Source organism: Spiroplasma kunkelii CR2-3x (assembly GCF_001274875.1).
Lineage (GTDB): Bacteria > Bacillota_I > Bacilli_A > Mycoplasmatales > Mycoplasmataceae > Spiroplasma > Spiroplasma kunkelii.
Genome location: NZ_CP010899.1, coordinates 472,793 through 491,634, shown reverse-complemented (window position 1 = coordinate 491,634; position 18,842 = coordinate 472,793). Strand labels below are relative to the sequence as shown.

Here is an 18,842-nt window from a genome sequence, read left to right as displayed (position 1 = left end):
AATGCAAAATGATTGAATTAAATTAAAAGAGTTTTTTATTCATATATTTTTGTTTATAGATAAAACAAATGTTGAAACTATTACAATGTGGAATTTAACGCAAAATGAATATTTAACTTTAATGGTTGGTATTTGAATTGTTATTTTGTTCTTAACTTGGTTTTTCTTGTGAATGGTTTTTAAAATAGTTGGGTATTTTAAATAATGAAAAATTTTGTATTTTTCTTTAAAAATTATTGTTATATTAGTGGTTCAATGTTTTTGTTTAGTTTAATTGATTTATTATTTTGGATAATTTCTTTGTATTGTGTTGGTTTAGTATTTTGATTGTTGTTTGCTTTGCAGTGTGTTTATTTTGTGTGATGATTGTGAAAAAATATTTTTTATCAGTTAAATGCTTTTCGGTTAGTTCAATTTATTTGAGATAATCCGTTGTCGGTAATTATTGGTAAATTAGGAACTGGTAAAACATTACTTTTAACTTATTTATCGCAAACTATGAAATTATTGACAGATGAAATTTATAGTAATTATCCGTTAGAAGATGATAAAGTTAAATTTTTAACATTTAAAAATTTAGATTTTACCGATATAACAAAACGAGTTCCACCCGATGATAGTGTTATTTTATTTGATGAAAGTTATTTGTATATTGATGGAACTAGTCCTCACGATGAGAAAAAAGTTCATAGTGGTAAAATACCGTGAATTGTTTTAGCGAGACATTTTGGTAATCGTGCGTTGTTTACTGCTCAGCGTGAGGGTATGATTTGAAATAATATTCGCCAGTTAGCAAGTGGAATTATTATTCCAATTTCATTGAAAAAACTTGTTGCTAAAAAGGGATTTAATTTTTTTAATCGTTTCTTTATTATGCGAATTGGAATTTTTCAAGATATAACAGATTATGAAATTTGAAAAACAAAATCAGTAGAACGAACAGCAGAAGGTAAACGAGTAAAACATAAGTCGGATGTTGGATTAGGAATTCGGTTTTTTAAAATAATTATTCCGCTTGAATTTGCCAATAAGTATGATAGTCAATGATTAAAATTTGTGCGTGATTTAAAAAATGATGAAATTATTAATAAAAAAGAATATTATTGGTCGGAAATTACAAAATTAAGTGTTAAAGAACGATTGGAGTTATTTGATATTGATATTTTGAAAAAGAATTTAAAACCTAAAAAAGAGAAAGGAAATAGGAAAGATGATTAATTTATTAGTTGAAAATAATAATAGTAATTGAGACAAGATTTTTAGTTTTGTTTTTGATATATTTTTGTTTATTTTTGATGTAATTTGAAATACAAAATTACCTATGACAAATACGTCGATTGCTTATTTTTTAATTTTTTTTATGGTTATTAAGTTATCAATTTACGCAATTCACGGCACATCAACACAGTATAATAATTTAGGTTCAACAGTTAATAATGGTGTTTCGCAAATATATTCGTCAACTGTACGAAAAGGTATTAATGTTGGTAAAAATGTTTATCAGAATAGTAATAAGCAACAAGTTAAACGAGAAATTAAACGTCAAAATATTAGACAACAAGCAAAAATTAAAAGAGGTGTTAAATAATGATTAAATTAGTTTTATTGGTGGAGGCAATCGCTATATTTGGAACTGGTTTTATTACTGTTATTATTAATCAATTTACATCAGCAAAAAATATTATTATGGATTTATATAATTCTGATACGTGGTTAATTTGATTATTTGGTAGAATGGCAGTTTTGTTTAGTCATCCGTTAATGTTAACAATATCGAGTTTATATATTGTTGGGTTTATTGTTTCAAAAACATTGTATAGTTAGGAGTTAAGTTTATGAAAAAATCGTTATCTTTATTTGCCATATTTATTTTAAGTTTTTTAGGTTTGGTTATTCCATTTATTACTTTAACGGCGTTTAGACCGTTAAATGAGAAGTATTATACGCTTAAACAAGAGAAATAGTACTGGTAAAGGTATTAATGAAACTGATTTTATTAATACAATGTTTTTACGCAGCAGTTTTTTTGAAAATTGGTCTGAAACAAATTATTTTATTAATCCAACTTTAAAAACATCAAAAAAATTATTGTTTAATGATAAATGGTATTTGGATTTTTTACAAGATAGTTATTCAACAGGAGTTGTTTATGATAAACCAAGTTCATCTTTTTTTAGTTTTTATCACATGTGAGATAGTTGAAAAAATACATATATGGTTGAAAAATTTTATGATGTTAAAAAGGAAAATTTTTTAAATGATTTAACTGATTTTATTTATGCTTTTGCCGTAAAATATAATATGTATGATGTGTCTAAAAAAATTGTGGATAATGTTGAGCGTTATAAAGAAAATCATTATCCAAGAGTTAAGTTAAAACAAGATAATTGAAAATTAATTACTGATTATAATTATTTTGACAAAAATATTGATGATAAATGGTATTTTTTATTTTTAAAAGATGAAAAAAAAGAATTAAGAAATTTAAAATTTAAAAATAATTCTAATAATGCTTATGGAATTATTGAATCAAATGGTTTTATTTTTTTCAAATATCTTATAAAAAATACTTATTTACGAAAAGGATTAATTAAAGGTTTTTATCGTTGAGATGGTGATGGTGAACCTGAAACACCAACTATCAACGAAAACACCGGTGAAATTACTGATTGAAATACTTATCAACAAAATTTTGTAAAAGAATTTATTGATTATTCTTTAACTGCTGTTTTGCAAGAAAATATTAGAGTTCAACAAGGTGGTAGTGCGGATTATGAAAATCCGAATAAGGTTGGAACAAAGCGGATAATTTTTGATTTTGAGACAGTTGATGAATTGGATGTTAAAAATATTAAAAAATCAATTTATCGAATGATTTTGACTGTTGATGAAGCAAATTTAATTATTTCGGGTAGTTTAGAGTTGAATAATGTTAATAGTGATGATTTAAGTTTTAATTTTAGTTTTATACGAACGGGAACGGGTGAAGTTTTTAATTTTAATGGTTCAATTTATTCATCCATAAATAATAAAGATTTAAGATATTTTCAACAGTTTAACGGTCGTTTTGATTTATCTAATTTTTTACAGTCATTTTTCGCAAGTGCTTTGGTGCCAGTGTTTCAAAATCGTAGTTCATTTATTGAAAATGGATATATTGATAATTTACAGTATAATACTGTTTTAGTTAACTTTTTTGCTTTGAAATTAAAAAATTTTAATAATATTTTATTGAGTGAGAATATTAATGATAAATTACAATTTGATAAATTATTAAATAGTATGTTTAAGATTTCACAGAAATTTTATACTAATTATTTACGAACGATTTTTGATTTAGAAAATAATACTTATGTTCAAGGTTATAATAAAAAATATGGTTTATTAGTAAATAATGGTTTTAAAATTTATCCACGATATTTTTATTTTTCGGATAAATATAAGCAATTAGATATTAAATTATATTCAGCATTTAAAAATCGGTTTTATACCATTAATAATTATGGTAGTGTTTTTAATTATGATTTTTCGGTTGCTAATAATTATGATATTAAGTTAAATTCAGGTTATGTTTTTGGTGGTGATTTACAATCAAAATATGGTTTACAATACAAGAAAATTGAAGAACAAAAAATCGGTTACAATGTTTTTGAATTGCAAGCTCAAAAAGAGAATGATATGTACCGATATTATGATTTTAATTTTGGGATTTATAATTGACAAGAGATAAATAGTGGTGGTTTATTTCCTGATAAGCAATGATGACAAGTACAATATGTAACGCCTGAGGGTTGATGATATTTTGGTGCTCATATTAAAAATGCCGTAATTTGAATTGTTAATACTATTCCGGGAGTTAAGCAAGTTAACGAGTTAGCGAGTGGTGTTGGCAAGGTTTTTGAGACAGTATATAGTTTTTTTAGTCAAATATTCGAAGTATGAAAATTTAATCCAGCATTGTATAATACAATAACAAATATCTTTTTATTAATTATCTTTATGAAATTTGTACGATTAATATAAAAAAGGAACTGTTATTAAGTTCCTTTTTGTTTTTTTCAATCAGTAATTTTACCGGTGTTTTTGTTGATTGTTGGTAATTGTGGTTCACCATCACCATCTCAACGATAAAAACCTTTAATTAATCCTTTTCGTAAATAAGTATTTTTTATAAGATATTTGAAAAAAATAAAACCATTTGATTCAATAATTCCATAAGCATTATTAGAATTATTTTTAAATTTTAAATTTCTTAATTCTTTTTTTTCATCTTTTAAAAATAAAAAATACCATTTATCATCAATATTTTTGTCAAAATAATTATAATCAGTAATTAATTTTCAATTACTATCTTTTGGTGGTTGTTGTGGTTTTAGTGTAGTTTCTGCTTTATTGCCCTCGTTTTTACTATTATTATTTGATTTAAGTGTTTTACAAGCAATTAAACTTGTTGTGCTTGTTGCTGTTAATCCGATTACTCCTATTATGCTAAGTCATTTTTTCATATAGATTACTCCTTTTTATTGTTTTATATATAATTGATTTTATTATATATCAATTATATATTAATTATTTTGTATTAAATATTAATTTTATATATTTTTGATGGTAGGTGTAAATTAATGAAATATATTATTAATAATTTTAATTTGTTTGATTTACAAGCAAAATTAAAAAATTTTTTAAGTAAAAATTATAAAAATAAATATTATAAAAAAATAAAACAAAAAATATTTTCATATATTAATTTGTGTAATGATTATTATATTAATAATGATAAATTTTTGTTGAAAGATTTAATTAAAAAATATTTTAAAAATAAGTTTTCAACTTTTTATTATTTAGCGAATAGAATTTTAATTGCATATAAAAATAATGATTTTAATAAATTGTTATTAAAGTCAACAATTCCTAATAATATTAATTATCAATATAGTAAAGAAGTTCGTCAAAATATTTGTAATTTATATTTTGAATATTGTAATAAGTGTGCTGGTGGTGTTTTATCTTTGTTTTATAATTTAAAAAAAGGGATTCATGGAGAAGAATTAAAAAATAAAGCACCAAAAAATTTAAAAACATTTTTTCGTTGACTTAAAAAATATGAAAGATGATTAAAAATAAAAAATAAAATTAAATAAATTAAAAAACAACATCCAAGATATGAAGTTAAAGAAATAGGTTTATTACAGATGGACGCTAAATATTTTGTACCAAGTAAATTTCCAGTTGATAAAAAGTATTATGTTTATGATTTTATTGATGAAAAAACAAGATTAGCATTAGGATATGTTTATGATAAATTAAGTATTGATAATGCTATTGATTCTGTTAAAAAAGCAATTAGTGATTTTAAAAATATATTTGGTGTTAAAATAACACGGATTAGAACTGATAACGGTTCTGAATTTATTAATAATTATCGGAATAATCAAAAAAATAATGTTAAAGAAACTAATTTTACTCAATTTTTAACAGATAAAAATATTTTTCATCAGACAACACCCGTTCGTTCTCCACAGTCAAACGGCAAGATTGAAAGATTTCATCAAAATTATACTAAATTATTTGTATTTGAAGAAAAAATATTAAATGTCGTTAGTTTACAGAATAAATTAAATGATTATTATTATTTTTATAATTTTGAAAGAGTTCATAAGTCTTTAAATTTTCAGACACCATTTAACTTTTTGAATAGTTTAATTAAATAATTTTAAATTATTAAGTTTTTGTATTTAAACTAATTTTTAGTTTGTTTAATTTTATATTTTTTATTTATTTATTTTATGATATTTTTATATTATAAATAAATATTTTTATTATTTTTGTTATTTTCTTGTAATCTTTAAAATGTATGTGGTATAATACACATCTTCTAATTTTTCAATTATGGGAAGATTTAATTTTTTACAGCATTTTCTAAACTTCCTAACATTGGTTTTTCCATTACGGTAAATTGATAATAGTTTTGGAATAACAGTACCCGAAAACACAACCTTACCATAATTTAGAATTGTAATTTCATCGGCCAAATCTTGCAATTCAGTTAAAATATGTGAACAAATTAAAATTGTATTACCTTGGTTTTTAGCTTTAATTAAATCATTGAATAATTCTTTGCGAGCAGTTGGGTCTAAATTAGCCGCTGATTCATCTAAAATTAGGACCTTTGGATCCGCAATTAATGCTTGTGCTAATAAGACCTTTTTCTTCATTCATGATGAAAATGTATTAGGATTCTTAGTTCGAAATTTTCATAAATTTAGATTTTCTAAGATTTGTTTTGCTTTTACTTTTGATTATTTATACTTAACATCTCGTAAATAACTCATTTCAATTAAATATTTTTTATAAACATTTAAATGTTTTGGAAACCTAGCATTTTTAGGAATATATCCAATAATTTTTTTGCTGCTGGTGAGTTTTCTTTTAAACCATTAATACTAAATTACCACTTGTTGGAATAATTACTCCAACTAATGATTTAATTGTTGTGGTTTTTTCTAAACCATTTGGTCCAATAAACCCATGAATTTTCCCTTTTGCAACATTCATATTAATATCATCAACAGCGACAAATTTTTTAAATTTTTTTGTAAATCCATGAATCTCGATTGCTAAATCAGGATTTGGTGTAAAATTATTTTTTTTGTTTTCATAACTATACAAATTCCTTTCTTGTAATTCACCATAATGTTAATCCTGCTAATGCAAGTATTACTAATAAATAACCCGTATAAAAACCAGATAAACTAGTTAATTTTACTGGTTTATTAAAGTTTCCCATTAAAAAATAATTTGTTTTTGTCTTAGAATCACTTGTCTCAAAAGCAACAGAATCAATTTTAACATCTAAATAATTATTAATTGGTAACAAACATTGTTGCAGCCATATTATTTGCTCCTGATACACTAGCACTAGCATTTCCTGTTCACATTACAACTCATTGTTGTCATGGATTTAAGTATGCCATTAATTTATAATTTATTTGAGCTTTTTTAAAACTATTTAATTTATCTTCTGGTTGTTGCTCGTTATCATGAATAACATTATATGGATAATATATTCCTTATTGTGATCAATAAGATATTTGGGAAATAAATTGAGTATACAATGACATAACTGGATCATTAATATAAACATTTTCACTATATAAATTACGATCTAAAAATTCACGAAAATCTGAAGAAAAATTATTAAATTTATTTTGAATAGTTTTTGACAATGTGTTAAAAACAAGCGATGCAATTCTACTTGATGCAATGATTCCTTCTGAAAAATAACTATTTTTTGTATAACCAAAAATTGTTGGTGAAAAAATTAATTTATTATATATTGTTTTAATAATTTGTAAATTGTAAATGCCAACCGATAAAAAGTTAACTATTAATTTAATTAACTTTTTTAAGTTAATTATAGGAGGTTGAAATTATGCAAACAAAGCAACATTTTATTTTGCAGTCGCTAGTGAAAAAGTATGGTAAAGATAATGTTATTAATAATGTTAATAAGATTGCAAAAGATATTGAAATTAAAAAGTAAAAGAATAAATTATTCCGCGTAATTTATTAGCGGATAATTTATTAAATAGTGTTTTTTAATGGAGTGGAGCAATAACGAGCGGAGCGAGTTTGCAAATTTCAATTTTTTAATTTATGAAAGGAGATGTATTATGCCAACTTGATTAACTACAATTAGACCTTGTTTGGGAAATTTTACATCAAGACAATATTTTAAAAAAATTTTTTCAAATTAAATTAATATTTGTGTATGATTAATAAAATCTATTTTTTTTGTTATATTTAATTTTAAAATATTAAAAATATTATTTTTAATTTGTTATTTTTTATAATTATTGATTTTTATTTTTAATTTGTTATAGTTTTATTAACTTTTTATCGTTTAGTTTTACAGTATACAATTTGATAAATATTTTTTGTTGTTTTACTTTTTAATTTTGTTTAATCTAACACATTTATATTAATTTTAGCATCAAATGATGGTTTTGTTCTTGAAAATGTAATTGGTTATTGTAAACTTACATCATTATAAAAATCCGATAAAATATTAATTCCTTTATCACTATTATTTGTAAATGTAACTTCATTACCAATTGTAGGTTTAACAACATTAAATTTAATTATCTTATAACCATCAAATTCTAATACATTAGTATTAATTAATTTGCTAATATTGGGTAATCATTTGTTGTTTTTTTAACTTCTGTAACAACATCATTTCAAAAAATTGGGTTTCAGGTAGCAAATAATTTAATGACCACTAAATAAATATCCCACGCTAATGAAGTCACATCAAAATCTTCTATATCTTTACTACTATTATACGAAAATTATATACTAAGTTTTCGAATTTAATAAATCATCACATGTTTTTTTAAGATCAGAGTCCTTAAATTTAACAGGATTTTTTGCTAAATCTGCGGTTTTAATCAAATATTGTGATGCTTCATCACCTTTACTTGCATTATAAAAAAATGGAATCATCGCTCCAATTGCTTTTAAAAAACCAATTGTAAATAAAATGCCAATAACACCTTTTGCATTTAATCCTAAAGAAATTAAAATGCCAATTGTGGTTAAAAATAATTGTAAAATAAAACTTGTTAAAATCATAAAGTTAACTTTACTTAAAATTACTTTTCCAAATGCTGTTCCTTTTGGCCCCATTCCGAATGATAAAATTGGTGGTAATAATAAAATAATTATTGTATAGTGTATATTTAAGCTCCAAATTTATATTTCTTTTTAATTTGATAAAAAAATCATTTTTAACAAATGAAACTCTTTTTTTAAAAAAATAAAATATTTTATAAATATAGTTTAATTTAATCATATTTAAGTACGCTAAAAAAGCATTTATTAAATTTTAATTAATAAATTTCTTTAAATATTCTGTAAAAACATTTGTTTAGCACTTATTCAATTTAAAGACGGTCGGAGTTTAACTGATGAAATTGTAATATTATCACAAGATTTTCAAGCATTAGATAAAGATACTAAATTAACTAATTTAGATAATAAATTAGAATTTAATCCAACTACTGATGGAACATTAGAAAGTTATGTTATTGATTTAATTAATTTACAAACTATTGGTAAAACTAATTTTAAAATTACAACATATTCAGAAAATCCATTTACTTTAAATGATAATATTACTGCATTTCAAAACTTTCAAGGTGAATGACAAACAATGGCAAAATTTATTAAACCAAATGGTAATGTTCAAGCATGAAATAGTGTTATTAAAACAAGTGATTTATATTATGATTTATTAGAAGAAACAACATTTTTTTACCCTCAAGCCGTATTACCACCAAATCCATTTACATATAAACCATATACTGTAAATATATTAGATGCTAAAACAAATAAACCATTAAAAACTAATATTACTGTAAATTCACACTGTATTAATCGTGGCAATTTATTTTTAGATAATTTATATAATTCTTATTATGAATTAGAAATTGATTTAAAACAAATTGACCCAACAATTACTACTTTATCACAATTATTAAATGCTTATTCATTAATTCAATTTAATAATCTTAATAATTTATATGTTTGGTGTATTGAACCAGATATAAAATATTTTATTCCTAATAGAAATGTTAATTTATTAGCTAGGGAAAATAGTTGCGGCTATAATTTAGGTTTATTATCTAACGCAACTTTAAAAAAGAAGGTTTACCGCAACTTGACAATGTTATATTCAAAGAATAACAAAAAACCTGCTAAAAAACAGCAGCAAAAAAACCTTTGAAAAAAGTATGAATAAAAAATAAGTAATATTAACAATAACTATATTTTCTAGTTCCTGTTTTTATAAAATAGAAAAATAAGATTAAGAATTTTAAATAATTAGGACTATAATATATAAAAGAAAAGAAGTTGGATCATGAAAACATTTGGCAAGTGAAGTATAGCTTTAATATGAATTATTGTATTAATTATTTTAGTTTTAACCTTATTTTTTTTGGGAATATATTATGATGGTTATTATTGAGAAGGAAAAGGATTACCAGTTAATATTAATGATATTAAAACATTTCATGGTAATGGTTATCAGTTAATCGGTCATTTGGGAATTGACAAATTAATGCGATTAGCATCCTCTGGATCATTTATTTGAGGATATTCAAATATTATTGTTCCTTATGGTGGGCAAGAAATTGATTTAATGACATGGTTACACCAACCGGTTAATGTTAATAATAATAGTGGAGTGATTCAATGACCCCAAAATTATAAATTAGAAGCCGGAAAAAATTTTGCAGAAGTAGTTGGTAGTCTATTAATTGTGCTATTAGTGGCAGTTCCCGTTTTAATCTTAATTGGAATATATGTTACAAAAAAAATTATAAAAGCAATAACACATCCTTATTCAATTGAATATTTAGACACACAGAAAAAATTGAAAAAAACAATAAAACAAGCTAGAAAAGCACTGAAAAAAATGAATATAGCTGTTAGTAAGGGATATGAAACATCCACAACATTAGCACTAGAACAAGAACGATGAGCTAATTTAATTGTTAATGCTGAAACAGATTTTCTTAAAGAAGAAGAACTTTTTAAAGCTCAGGATAATAAAAACCAGTTGTGAAAAAATTAGTAACTACCGGTAAAAAATAAAAGCTATATAATGAAATTATAAATAATTTCATTTTTTAAATATGTTATAATTTGAAAGGTGAGAAAAGGGGATTAAATTATGAGTAATTTTAATCAATTTGGTTTTAAGCGGTTTTTAAATTTAGGCCTTACTGAATTAAAATTTGTTGAACCAACTATTGTGCAAGAAAAAGTAATGCCATTATTATTAAAACATAAAAATATTATATGTAAGGCACATACAGGAACTGGAAAAACATTTGCGTTTTGTTTACCAATTTTAAATAATATAAATTATGAGCAAACAAAAATTCAATCTATTATTGTAACCCCAACCCGTGAATTAGCAAAACAAATTTATGATAATATTCGTTTTTTTAAAAAATTTAAACCAAATTTACAAGTTAATTATTTTATTGGTGGCGAATATATTAAACGTCAAATTGAACAATTGCAACGAATTCAACCACACATTATTATTGCCACTCCAACACGACTAAAAGATTTGTTTGAACAACAAAGTATAAATTTAGGTAAATTAACAACTTTTATTATTGATGAATGTGATATGCTTTTTGATTTAGGTTTTATTGAAAATGTTGATTATATTTTGAGCAAAGTGAATCCTAATGTTCAAGTATCTGTTTTTTCTGCAACAATTCCACCTGAGTTAAAACCTTTTTTAATCAAGTATTTAAAAAATCCTCATTATTTAGATTTAAATGCCAATCAAATAACAAATCAAAACATTACACATATTTTAATTCCAACAAAAAATCAAGAACGAGAAACAATTTTATTAAAACTTTTAAAAACATTTGATCCATATTTATGTTTAATTTTTGTTAATAAAAAAACAGATATTAATAAGTATTATGATTTGTTATTAAAACATAATTATTCTGTTATCCAATTACATGCTGGATTAGAACCACGATTACGAACACAAGTTGTTAAACGAATTCGAAATTTAGAATATAAGCATGCTATTGCCAGTGATATTGCAGCGCGTGGAATTGATTTTATTGGTGTTAGTCATGTTATTTCAATTGATTTACCAAATGATTTAGAATATTATATTCATCGTAGTGGTCGTACTGGACGGGCAAATTATACTGGTTATAGTTATGTTCTTTATGATACAAAAAATTTAAATTTAGTCCAACAATTAATGACAAAAGGAATTACTTTTAAAACAAAGAAATGAAATCAACAAGGAGAATTGGTTGAAACAGTTCTTAGTGATGATAGGCCTAAAAAACAATCTTCTTTTGCAGTTGAGAATGAAATTAATAAAATTATTAATCGTTATAAAACAAAAGATAATAATAAAAAAATTAAACCTGGTTATAAGAAAAAACGAAAAGCGGAAATTGATGAATTTAAAAAACAAGTTCGTCGTAGTCACATTAAAGAATCAATTAAAAAAAAGAACGAGCAAATAAATTATTTAATAAAGATTAAAAAGAAAACTTAATGTTTTTTGTTAATTTTTTTTTAAAATGTATAATGTACTATGAAGCTCCAAAAAAACAACTCTAACAAGAGTTGTTTTTTATTTGAAATAAAACAACTCCTAAAAGGAGACAATTATAATTAAAGAACAAAAAATATGTGATGTTAATGATTGTTATAAAGTAATATCATTTATTACTAAAGAATTTGTATCAAATAAAGTTTTATGAACTTGTGAAAAACATAGAAATTTATTGAATAAAGTAAAAGATAAAACACAAAAGCAATTTTATCAAAAACTATAAAATTCAAAAATTATCTTTGATTATGAAACTGGTTTGTTAAAAATTTGATTTTATAAAACTTAATGCAGAGTGGGACGGTTATTTAAAATAACTAAGTGCTTTTTTTCACCAGAGGCGGTCTAGCCCAGCGGTAATCAACCCGGAAATAATAGACGCAATAACTTGCCATAGTCGTGATAAGTCCAGGTTTAATATCAAAGGACAATAAAAATAGAGATAGTGACTTTACAATTAAATCTGCGAAAGATTTACTTCTTAGAAGTGGCAAGGGTTAAAAACCACAAAGCCAGCACTGGGCTCTTCAAGGTGTGAGTAAATTTAATTTAAAAACTGAACGCTTTGATCTGAAAATGGTGCAAATGAAGAGAGACATATGTTATGGCGTCAAACAAATAAAAATAGTTGTATATTTACAAAATACAAAATATAGAACAACAAATTAAGAAGGTAAATATGAAAAATTTAAATAAAACTTGTCTTAAAAAAGATAATGAGGATATTGTTTTAAATGTAATCAAGAAAATAAATTAAATGAATTAATGCGTAAAAGTTACCTTGTTTCACAAGATCAAATTACTGATGAACATTTAGTTAGGAGATTATATTATGGATATGAAATTTAAAACAACTAAGGAATATAAAAAAATAAAGAAAAATTTTATTAATGATATTTTTTGATTAAATTTGATTTGTTTTTTTGGACATATTATTAATTTATTTATTTTAAGTTTTTTTATTTATATTTCAATATTAAGTTATGGTAAAGATTTTCCATTCTTTGAAATTATTATGTCTGTATTTGATTTTATATCATTTATTTTTATGATTATTATGCATATAAAATATATTTTTGAAATTAAGGTAGAATTTGATGTTGAAAAAGAAAAATTAATTCAATATTGACAAATTGAAGGAGTTGATAAAATTGAGTAATTATATTAAGAAAAATCAGAATATAGAAAATTATTTTATTAGTAAGGAATTTATCCCTTTTACAACAGATAAAGCAAGTTTTATTAATTTACCCAATCATAATCGCCATATTGGTTTTTGGTTGAGTAATAAGTTTATTTATCCGAGTGAAAAACATTCAGAGCAAGTAGCAATCGGTTTGATTTATGATAATTCTTATCCTATTATAAAGTATGATGAAAATTTAAAGCGAAATATTTGAAAATATTTAACTGGAACAGAATTAATCAATTTATATAATCAATATAAACAAAATTATTTTACTAAAATGAAAGAAGTATTATTTTCAAGTGACCCTAAAAAAGTAAAAGTAAATAATAACAATAATAATTTAATAAATTGAACTGTTGAAAAAGAGCAACAATTAATTAAAGATTTGGAAGATTTAAATTAAATGAGTTTATATGATTATTGAGTTCAATTTGTTAGTTATATTATTGGTGCAAATGCCCCTGAGTTTTTATATGTTATATCGTTTGTGTTATTTATTGTTTTGTTTTTTGGAATGTTTTTTAAACTTATTCAAAAAATGTGGAGTTTTTAAATATGCAAAATGATTGACAAAAATTAAAAGAGTTTTTTATTCATATATTTTTGTTTATAGATAAAACAAATATTGAAAGTATTACAATGTGAAATTTAACACAAAATGAATATTTAACTTTAATGGTTGGTATTTGAATTGTTATTTTGTTCTTAACTTGGTTTTTCTTGTGAATAGTTTTTAAAATAGTTGGGTATTTTAAATAATGAAAAGGTTTGTATTTTTCTTTAAAAATTATTGTTATATTAGTGGTTCAATGATTTTATTTAGTTTAATTGATTTATTATTTTGGATAATTTCTTTATATTGTGTTGGTTTGGTATTTTGATTGTTGTTTGTTTTACAGTGTGTTTATTTTGTGTGATGATTGTAAAAAAATATTTTTTATCAGTTAAACGCTTTTCGGTTAGTTCAATTTATTTGAGATAATCCGTTGTCGGTAATTATTGGTAAATTAGGAACTGGTAAAACATTACTTTTAACTTATTTATCGCAAACTATGAAATTATTGACAGATGAAATTTATAGTAATTATCCGTTAGAAGATGATAAAGTAAAAGTTTTAACATTTAAGAATTTAGATTTTACTGACCGAACAAAACCAGTCCCACCCGATGATAGTGTTATTTTATTTGATGAAAGTTATTTGTATATTGATGGAACTAGTCCTCACGATGAGAAAAAAGTTCATAGTGGTAAAACAAGAGAATAGTACTAATAAAGGTATTAATGAAACTGATTTTATTAATACAATGTTTTTACGCAGCAGTTTTTTGAAAATTAGTCGGAGACAAATTATTTTATTAATCCAACTTTAAAAACATCAAAAAAATTATCGTTTAATGATAAATGGTATTTGGATTTTTTACAAGATAGCTATTCAACGGGAGTTGTTTATGATAAACCAAGTTCATCTTTTTTTAGTTTTTATTACATGTGAGATACTTGAAAAAAATACATATATGGTTGAAAAATTTTATGATGTTAAAAAGGAAAATTTTTTGAATGATTTAACTAATTTTATTTATACTTTTTTAATTACTATTCTCTGGTGGTTGTTGTGGATTATATGATAGTTCTGGTTTATTGTTTTCTTTGTTTTCATTTTTATTATTTGGTTTTTTACAACTGATTAGTGTTGTTGTGCTTGTTGCGGTTAATCCGATTGTTCCTAAAATACTTAGTCATTTTTTCATATTTTTATCTCCTTATTTAAAACGTTATAATTATTGTATATAAATTATAACATATTTTAATATAATTAGGAGGTAAGGTGTGAAAAAATATGAAAGATTAGATATTAACGAAATAGTAAATTTAGAAAAATTAAAAGATAATGAATTATTTAAAAAAGAAAAATGAAACAATTAATATTAGAAAAATTGCTAAGCAAATGAATGGGTCTTATTCTATAATTTGAGAAGAATTAAATATGTTTGATAATATTAATGATTATAATGCTTCAAAAGCACAAAAAATACATGATAAAAATAAAAAACAATGTCGTAAGTATTTAATGTTAAATTCACAAGAACTAAGTTATTTTTTGAATGAATATAATAATTTTGGTCGTTCGCCACAAAATATTATTACTTCGTATGAATTACAATATAATGTAAAATTTGGTGTATGTTTTAAAACAATGTATAAATATATTAGATTAGGTTATTTTAATTTAAAAAAAGAAATGTTATATTTTAAAAATAAAAAAAGAAAAACAAAAAATGGTGAAAAAAATGATAATCGTGGTGTATTGATTAATATAGAGATTATAAACAATTTTTAAATGATTATGGAAATGATTTAAATTTTAGTGGAATTTGAGAAATGGATACTATTGATTGTGGTAATTTTCATTTGTTATTTTTAGTGAATCGTAAATCTAAAATACTTTTTTATGATATTTTTTTTAGTAAAAAGGCAAGTGTTGTATTAACAATTTTAATGAAAATGATTAATCAAATTGGTATTAGCAAATTTAGTTGTATTTTTACCGATAGAGGAAAAGAATTTTATAGATGAAAAATAATAGAAAAACATTTTAAAATAAGAGTCTATTTTTGTGATGCTGGTAAACCTCGTCAGAAAGAATTAGTAGAAAGAATAAATAGAGATATAAGGCGATGATTAGGTAAAAATGAGTCATTAATTAATATTTGTAGTAGATTAAAATCTATTTTACATATATTAAATAATACAATTAGACCTTGTTTGGAAAATTTTACATCAAGAGAATATTTTAAAAAAATTTTTTCAAATTAAATTAATGTTTGTGTATGATTAATAAAATCTATTTTTTTGTTATGTTTAAATTTTATAATTTTGAAAATAAATATTAAAAATAATATTTTTATTTTGTTATTTTTTGTAATTATTGATTTTTATTTTTAATTTGTTATAATTTTATTAACTTTTTATCGTTTAGTTTTAGAGTATACAATTAGTTAAAAATCCATTTAAAATTTAAAATTATTTTGTACAGAATTTTGAATCCATCTATTAAAAAAGACATTTTGCAATGTCTTTTATTTAATAATTAATGATGGTTGTGTCATTTCAGTAGGAATTTCTTCACCTAATAAATTTAAGATTGTCGGAGCAATATCAGCAATTGCCGGATTATCTTTTCGTAATTGTAACCCCTCTTTTGTAATAATAATTGGAACCAATTGTGAAGTATGCTTTTTATTAGGACCCCCTGTTTCATCAATCATAATTTCAGCATTTCCGTGGTCAGCAGTAATAATCATAATTCCGTTAACTTTCTCAATTGCTGCATAAATTTTGCCAAGACAATCATCAATAGCTTTAATTGCTTCGATTGCGGCTGGTAAGATTCCAGTATGCCCAACCATATCACAATTTGCAAAATTTAAAATAATAACATCAAATTCATTTCGATTAAGTTCAGAAATTAATTTATCAGTAATTTCATACGCTGACATTTCTGGTTTTAAATCATAAGTTGCTACTTTTGGTGATGGAATTAAATCTGCTGAAGCCCCTGGTAATGTAATTTCGGCTTGTGTTGCTAGACCATTTTTAAAATAATCTTTTCCACCATCAAAAAAAAATGTAACATGAGCAATTTTTTCTGTTTCAGCAATTCGCAATTGACGGTAACCTTTTTTACTTAATCATTCTCCTAAACCATTAATAACTTCAATTGGTTTAAAAGCAACATGTTTTGAAACAACTGTTTCTGCATATTCCATCATTGAAACAAAATAAATATCATATAATTTTGGCATAAAATAAGTTTGTGCATCATTACCCGGAAAATTAGGATTTGTTAAAGCCGAAGCTATTACAATAGCACGATCAGGACGAAAATTAGCAAAAAAGACAGCATCACCTGATTTAATATAACCTCTTGGAGTATTAATATTATATGCTGGCATTAAAAATTCATCATTACGGCCAGCTTGATATTCACAGTCAATATATTCTATTGGGTCACTAAATTCCGAGCCTTTTCTTGAAACTAAAACATCATAAGCAACCTGCACTCGGTCATATTTTTTATCACGATCCATTGCGTAATAACGACCACCAATGGTTGCAATTTCGCCAACTTTTAATTTGTTTTGTAATTGTTGAAATTGTTTAAGATAAATTTTAATACATTCTGGTTTCGTATCACGTCCATCACCAAAAATATGCAAATAAATTTCTTTTACTCCTTCTTGTGCTGCTAATTTATAAACAGCAAAAATATGGTTTAAATGTGAATGAACACCACCATCTGAAAATAATCCCATAATATGAAAAGAACCATTATTTTTTTTTGCAAAATTAATTGCAGCTAAAAGTTCCGGATTTTGATTAAATGTTCCATCTTTAATTGCTTTATTAATTAAAGTTAATGATTCATATTTAATGCGACCTGCTCCTAAATGAATATGTCCAACTTCAGAATTTCCCATTTGTCCTTCTGGTAAACCAACTCATTCTCCTGCCGCATGTGCTGAAACTCATGGATATTTTGCTTTTAGCTTTTCAACATTGACCATATGCCCTTGTGTTACAGCATTTCCTTTTGAATCAGGTGCAATCCCCCACCCATCAATAATTGACAATAAAATTGGATGTTTAACTTTCATTTTATTATTTCTCCTCTTTTTCTCTTTTCTTAACAATTATATAATTATTTTCTATTATTGAGAATATATTTTTCAATCATTTTTGCAAAACCACCTGTTTCAAAAATTGTCGTTACTTCTTTTGCTATTGCATTGATTTGTTCTTGACTATTCTCCATTGCAATTCCCAATCCTACATTTTTAATCATTCAATAATTATTCATACTGTCACCAATTGCCATAATTTCTGATAAAGCAGTATTACATTGGGATGAAATTCATTTCAAACCAGCTAATTTACTAATCTCTGGAGCATTTATTTCTGCTGTTCCTGAGGCATCAATTGCAATTTAAATATTTTGCCCACGAGCTGCAATAATAAAATCGTCTTTTTCATGAACATCCATTACAATACATTTATAACTTTTATTTTGAATTGTTAATGCAGAATCATATTGAATAAACTCTCCATCAAAAAATGCTAATTCAGGATTATTTTCAGCAACAGGATTAAAATTAACAATAACTTTGGTTAAATCATCAGTATAACATCATAATTTTTTATGATATTTTTTTGCCAATTGGAATAAAAAATTAACTTGAGAAGTAGACAAGGTTTGTTGATGAACAATTGTATGTGTCTTAATATCATAAATATATGCACCATTAAAACCAATAAAGTATTGATGAAAATAATCCATTTTTATTTTAATAGCTTCTGATAACGAAGTTAATACTGGTCGTTCTGTTGCAAAAATAACTTGTACCCCCATTTCTTATGCTTTAATAATTGGCATAATATTGGTCTTGTGAATCCCTTGATGAAGGGAACAAGCAGTTCCATCC

General features: G+C 23.8%; 25 protein-coding genes and 3 pseudogenes. 18 read left to right on the top strand and 10 right to left on the bottom strand.

Going from position 1 to position 18,842, the window contains the following annotated elements; all coding sequences use genetic code 4:
• Nucleotide 1: 1 nt before the first annotated feature.
• The 5 genes and pseudogenes from SKUN_RS02690 to SKUN_RS02670 all read left to right on the top strand — a co-directional run bounded on the left by SKUN_RS02690 (nucleotide 2) and on the right by SKUN_RS02670 (nucleotide 4,023).
• Nucleotides 2-205, top strand: coding sequence for a DUF2649 family protein (locus SKUN_RS02690; protein WP_015988088.1), 204 nt, complete (start codon nucleotides 2-4; stop codon nucleotides 203-205).
• Nucleotides 205-1,218, top strand: coding sequence for a hypothetical protein (locus SKUN_RS02685; protein ID WP_053390742.1), 1,014 nt, complete (start codon nucleotides 205-207; stop codon nucleotides 1,216-1,218). Before SKUN_RS02690 ends, SKUN_RS02685 begins: the two co-directional genes overlap by 1 nt.
• Nucleotides 1,211-1,588, top strand: coding sequence for a hypothetical protein (locus SKUN_RS02680; RefSeq protein WP_015988083.1), 378 nt, complete (start codon nucleotides 1,211-1,213; stop codon nucleotides 1,586-1,588). Before SKUN_RS02685 ends, SKUN_RS02680 begins: the two co-directional genes overlap by 8 nt.
• Nucleotides 1,588-1,824, top strand: a complete 237-nt coding sequence (locus SKUN_RS02675; protein WP_015988086.1) for a hypothetical protein — start codon at nucleotides 1,588-1,590, stop codon at nucleotides 1,822-1,824. The genes SKUN_RS02680 and SKUN_RS02675 overlap by 1 nt, the downstream gene beginning before the upstream one ends.
• Before the next feature lie 11 nt (nucleotides 1,825-1,835).
• Nucleotides 1,836-4,023: pseudogene (locus tag SKUN_RS02670) on the top strand (spiroplasma phage ORF1-like family protein).
• Between the two features lie 14 nt (nucleotides 4,024-4,037).
• On the opposite strand, the gene SKUN_RS09775 reads toward SKUN_RS02670, so the two are convergent.
• Nucleotides 4,038-4,505, bottom strand: a complete 468-nt coding sequence (locus tag SKUN_RS09775; RefSeq protein WP_053390741.1) for a lipoprotein — start codon at nucleotides 4,503-4,505, stop codon at nucleotides 4,038-4,040.
• Nucleotides 4,506-4,622: 117 nt separating this feature from the next.
• Here SKUN_RS09775 and SKUN_RS09770 point away from each other — a divergent pair, with 117 nt between their 5' ends.
• Entirely contained in the window at nucleotides 4,623-5,141 is a 519-nt protein-coding gene (locus SKUN_RS09770; RefSeq protein WP_200903016.1) for a hypothetical protein, read from the top strand.
• On the top strand, nucleotides 5,142-5,711 hold the full coding sequence (locus SKUN_RS09765; protein ID WP_327196283.1) for a DDE-type integrase/transposase/recombinase: 570 nt from the start codon (nucleotides 5,142-5,144) through the stop codon (nucleotides 5,709-5,711).
• 117 nt (nucleotides 5,712-5,828) lie between these two features.
• Here the strand turns inward: SKUN_RS09765 and SKUN_RS10420 are convergent, their stop codons facing one another.
• The 5 genes from SKUN_RS10420 to SKUN_RS10400 all read right to left on the bottom strand — a co-directional run bounded on the left by SKUN_RS10420 (nucleotide 5,829) and on the right by SKUN_RS10400 (nucleotide 8,688).
• A complete protein-coding gene (locus SKUN_RS10420) occupies nucleotides 5,829-6,215 on the bottom strand; it encodes an ATP-binding cassette domain-containing protein (RefSeq protein WP_235511317.1) in 387 nt (128 codons plus the stop codon).
• Between the two features lie 214 nt (nucleotides 6,216-6,429).
• Nucleotides 6,430-6,669, bottom strand: a complete 240-nt coding sequence (locus tag SKUN_RS10415) for an ATP-binding cassette domain-containing protein (RefSeq protein WP_235511315.1) — start codon at nucleotides 6,667-6,669, stop codon at nucleotides 6,430-6,432.
• The gene (locus tag SKUN_RS10410) at nucleotides 6,662-6,877 is read right to left on the bottom strand and encodes a hypothetical protein (protein ID WP_235511314.1); all 216 of its coding nucleotides are present in this window, start codon (nucleotides 6,875-6,877) and stop codon (nucleotides 6,662-6,664) included. Before SKUN_RS10410 ends, SKUN_RS10415 begins: the two co-directional genes overlap by 8 nt.
• 193 nt (nucleotides 6,878-7,070) lie before the next feature.
• Complete coding sequence (locus SKUN_RS10405) at nucleotides 7,071-7,226, bottom strand: hypothetical protein (RefSeq protein WP_235511313.1); 156 nt, start codon at nucleotides 7,224-7,226, stop codon at nucleotides 7,071-7,073.
• 1,132 nt (nucleotides 7,227-8,358) lie between these two features.
• The gene (locus tag SKUN_RS10400) at nucleotides 8,359-8,688 is read right to left on the bottom strand and encodes a hypothetical protein (protein WP_235511312.1); all 330 of its coding nucleotides are present in this window, start codon (nucleotides 8,686-8,688) and stop codon (nucleotides 8,359-8,361) included.
• 526 nt (nucleotides 8,689-9,214) lie between these two features.
• Between SKUN_RS10400 and SKUN_RS02640 the strand changes: the two genes are divergently transcribed.
• From SKUN_RS02640 to SKUN_RS11745, 9 genes and pseudogenes are all read left to right on the top strand, one after another.
• Complete coding sequence (locus SKUN_RS02640) at nucleotides 9,215-9,802, top strand: hypothetical protein (RefSeq protein ID WP_053390740.1); 588 nt, start codon at nucleotides 9,215-9,217, stop codon at nucleotides 9,800-9,802.
• 120 nt (nucleotides 9,803-9,922) lie between these two features.
• Nucleotides 9,923-10,639 carry a hypothetical protein gene (locus SKUN_RS02635; RefSeq protein WP_235511311.1) on the top strand — a complete coding sequence of 239 codons (717 nt, stop codon included), beginning with the start codon at nucleotides 9,923-9,925 and terminating at the stop codon, nucleotides 10,637-10,639.
• 99 nt (nucleotides 10,640-10,738) lie between these two features.
• Nucleotides 10,739-12,115: a DEAD/DEAH box helicase gene (locus tag SKUN_RS02630; protein ID WP_053390739.1), complete on the top strand. Its 1,377-nt coding sequence runs from the start codon at nucleotides 10,739-10,741 to the stop codon at nucleotides 12,113-12,115.
• A gap of 889 nt (nucleotides 12,116-13,004) precedes the next feature.
• Nucleotides 13,005-13,331, top strand: a complete 327-nt coding sequence (locus SKUN_RS02625) for a hypothetical protein (protein ID WP_053390738.1) — start codon at nucleotides 13,005-13,007, stop codon at nucleotides 13,329-13,331.
• Nucleotides 13,324-13,764: a DUF3627 domain-containing protein gene (locus SKUN_RS02620; protein ID WP_083436092.1), complete on the top strand. Its 441-nt coding sequence runs from the start codon at nucleotides 13,324-13,326 to the stop codon at nucleotides 13,762-13,764. The genes SKUN_RS02625 and SKUN_RS02620 overlap by 8 nt, the downstream gene beginning before the upstream one ends.
• On the top strand, nucleotides 13,765-13,914 hold the full coding sequence (locus SKUN_RS08265) for a hypothetical protein (protein WP_015967972.1): 150 nt from the start codon (nucleotides 13,765-13,767) through the stop codon (nucleotides 13,912-13,914).
• A 2-nt stretch (nucleotides 13,915-13,916) separates the two neighbouring features.
• A complete protein-coding gene (locus SKUN_RS02615; RefSeq protein WP_053390736.1) occupies nucleotides 13,917-14,120 on the top strand; it encodes a DUF2649 family protein in 204 nt (67 codons plus the stop codon).
• A pseudogene (locus tag SKUN_RS11595) lies at nucleotides 14,120-14,614 on the top strand (hypothetical protein); the annotation flags it as partial. The gene SKUN_RS02615 and the pseudogene SKUN_RS11595, both read left to right, overlap by 1 nt.
• Nucleotides 14,571-14,954: pseudogene (locus SKUN_RS11745) on the top strand (spiroplasma phage ORF1-like family protein); the annotation flags it as partial. The pseudogenes SKUN_RS11595 and SKUN_RS11745, both read left to right, overlap by 44 nt.
• On the opposite strand, the gene SKUN_RS09115 reads toward SKUN_RS11745, so the two are convergent.
• A complete protein-coding gene (locus tag SKUN_RS09115; protein ID WP_158500743.1) occupies nucleotides 14,949-15,110 on the bottom strand; it encodes a lipoprotein in 162 nt (53 codons plus the stop codon). The pseudogene SKUN_RS11745 and the gene SKUN_RS09115 sit on opposite strands and share 6 nt — an antisense overlap.
• 140 nt (nucleotides 15,111-15,250) lie before the next feature.
• On the opposite strand from SKUN_RS09115, the gene SKUN_RS02605 reads away from it, so the two are divergent.
• Nucleotides 15,251-15,700, top strand: a complete 450-nt coding sequence (locus SKUN_RS02605) for a hypothetical protein (protein ID WP_053390734.1) — start codon at nucleotides 15,251-15,253, stop codon at nucleotides 15,698-15,700.
• Between the two features lie 41 nt (nucleotides 15,701-15,741).
• Nucleotides 15,742-16,176, top strand: a complete 435-nt coding sequence (locus SKUN_RS02600; protein WP_053390733.1) for a DDE-type integrase/transposase/recombinase — start codon at nucleotides 15,742-15,744, stop codon at nucleotides 16,174-16,176.
• Nucleotides 16,177-16,439: 263 nt separating this feature from the next.
• On the opposite strand, the gene gpmI is transcribed toward SKUN_RS02600, so the two are convergent.
• From gpmI to SKUN_RS10380, 3 genes are read right to left on the bottom strand one after another with little or no spacing between them, the layout of a single operon-like run.
• The gene (gene gpmI, locus SKUN_RS02595) at nucleotides 16,440-18,017 is read right to left on the bottom strand and encodes a 2,3-bisphosphoglycerate-independent phosphoglycerate mutase (RefSeq protein ID WP_053390732.1); all 1,578 of its coding nucleotides are present in this window, start codon (nucleotides 18,015-18,017) and stop codon (nucleotides 16,440-16,442) included.
• 44 nt (nucleotides 18,018-18,061) lie between these two features.
• Entirely contained in the window at nucleotides 18,062-18,316 is a 255-nt protein-coding gene (locus SKUN_RS10385) for an HAD hydrolase family protein (protein WP_268794885.1), read from the bottom strand.
• A 30-nt stretch (nucleotides 18,317-18,346) separates the two neighbouring features.
• Nucleotides 18,347-18,769 (bottom strand): HAD hydrolase family protein, encoded by a 423-nt coding sequence (locus SKUN_RS10380; protein ID WP_235511308.1) that lies wholly within the window; start codon nucleotides 18,767-18,769, stop codon nucleotides 18,347-18,349.
• Nucleotides 18,770-18,842 lie beyond the last annotated feature (73 nt).